Origin of the sequence: Ilumatobacter sp., from assembly GCF_041688325.1 — a bacterium.
In the GTDB taxonomy this organism is placed as follows: Bacteria; Actinomycetota; Acidimicrobiia; order Acidimicrobiales; family Ilumatobacteraceae; genus Ilumatobacter_A.
In genome coordinates this window covers 1-2,109 of the sequence record NZ_JBDNIJ010000418.1, presented here as the reverse complement: position 1 = coordinate 2,109, position 2,109 = coordinate 1, and the positions used below count along the sequence as shown (strand labels likewise).

Genomic DNA, 2,109 nt, shown 5'->3' with positions numbered 1-2,109 from the left:
CAAGCAACCGGCGGCCAAGGGGTGATGCCACTGACCAACTAAACACCGGGCAACCCCAATGGCCACCAGTGGGCAAAACTGATGGCCGCCAACGGGCAGTTCTACTGTCCGCCAGTGGGCAGATCGAATTGGCCCTTGACACTCATGTCCTCGTAAAGGCGAACAACGGACGGCAACGGGACACAGAACGTCAATGTTCGAATCCCCCCCCGTTCCGCCAATCATAGGTCCTCTGACCAGGCGTTTCGCGGCTCACCGGCCGCTCAGCGCGGCACTACGTGGCACTATCGCCCACTCGAAACTGATTCGGAAATTTCTTTTCGAGCCGCAGTGGTGATCGACCGGCCGGGAATAACGACTTCGTCGTGGGGCACTCGGATCCGAGGAACAACCGGTTCGGGAGAAACCATGTGCTGGTGGGCACTGTTGCATTAAGGGATCGCGTGTGGTTCGTGCGGCTGGCGCGATTATCTTGTGACGCACGTCACTGTCTCCTGAGCGGGGCGAATAGGGTGACGAGCGAGGTGCCGCTACCTGTGCCCGACTCCAATAAGACCTCGCGATGGCTCAATGCAACAGTGCCCTTCAGCCTGACAGGACACGAGAAACACACCAATCAAGACTCCGGTGGTCGATCCGCGATCGCTCCCGCGTCCAAGAGGTCGTCGATTTGCTCAGGGGAGTAGCCAAGCTCCGACAGGACCTCCATGTTGTGCTCACCGAAGCTGGGTGCACGATGAACTTTCACTGGAGTTGCCGACAGTCGCAGCGGCGTGCCGGGGAAGAGTCGCGGCCCCACGTCCGGGTGATCGAGTTCAATCATGAACTCGCGCTCGCGCAGGTGATCGCTGTCAACGAGATCGGCGTTGGTGAAGGCCGGACAAGCAACCACCTGACGGGCTTGTAACAACGATGCCACCTCCATCGCCCCAGCTGTAGATGTCCACGACTCGATCCACTTATCGATCTCGACGAAACGTTCGCGTCGCTGCTCCATGGACAAATTCCGCCAGCCCGACGGCTCATCGACTGGAGCGGCATCGAGGAGAGACTTCCAAGCGTCATCGTCGTCCACAGTGATTGCCACCCAACGATCTGGGGTCTCCGTCGGGTAAACGCCCTGGGGCGAGACATCAAGCGAGCGATTCCCCATCGGCTCAGGTGGAACACCCGCTGATGATGCCGCCAGCACCAGTTCACCTGCGTAACACAGAAGGGTCTCTAGCTGCGAGAGGTCTACGTGCACCTTGGCGCCGGTTGCTGCTCGCTCCCATATCTAGGCCAGAACGGCGAAGGCTCCGTGTGTGCCCCCCACCGCGTCGGGAAACGCAAGACCGATTCTGATCGGAGACAGGTCTGGATAGCCAGTTGCTTTATCGAATCCGGAGAACGCCTCGAGGATTGGCCCGTACGACGCGTGGGCCGCCAGCGGCCCGGTCTCTCCGTATCCGGTCATGGCAACAGAAATAATGTCGGGATTGACGGCCCGCAGACGCTCGTCGTTTATCCCGAGCGACTTAGCGCCCCGCGGACTGTAGTTGTTCAACAACACATCGGCTCGTTCGATCAGTCGGCGTAACACCTCGCCTCCACCATCAGCCTTTGCATCTAGACACAGGCTCTGCTTCCCCCGATTCATTTTGTTCCACACGCCCATTCTGTTCCACGGGCGTTCGCGTGGCTCTGCATCAGGGTAGACCTCGGACCGGATGTGAGCAGGCGCGAGTTCGCCCCACCTCCAGTCGTCGCCTCGAGCCAATCCGGCGCTGAAGCCGCCAGTGCCGAGGCCACGTGCCGTTGGGTGCTCGACCTTCAGCACTTGCATCCCCAACTCCGCCAAATAGCGTCCAGTAAGTGGTCCCGCCCAGGCGACTGAGAATTCCACCACCTGCTGGGTCGAGAGATCGACCGAGGGGAGCTCATTGCGGCCTTGGACAGCGGCGATCGACGCGACGAAGTTCTCCGTATCGGCACCCAGCTCAGGCGCTGCGCTCAGAGATCGGATCCCGGCGAACTCAAAAGGAACGTTCGGCACGAGTGCCTCAGAATGCAAGTCCGGGCGGTGGTCGAAAAAGCCGCGCAGATGCAATTGCTCTGTACCAATGACCT

General features: G+C 60.3%; 1 pseudogene. It reads right to left on the bottom strand.

The features are described from left to right. Nucleotides 1–616 precede the first annotated feature (616 nt). A pseudogene (locus ACH2EI_RS20560) lies at nt 617–1,885 on the bottom strand (CaiB/BaiF CoA transferase family protein). Nucleotides 1,886–2,109: the final 224 nt, after the last annotated feature.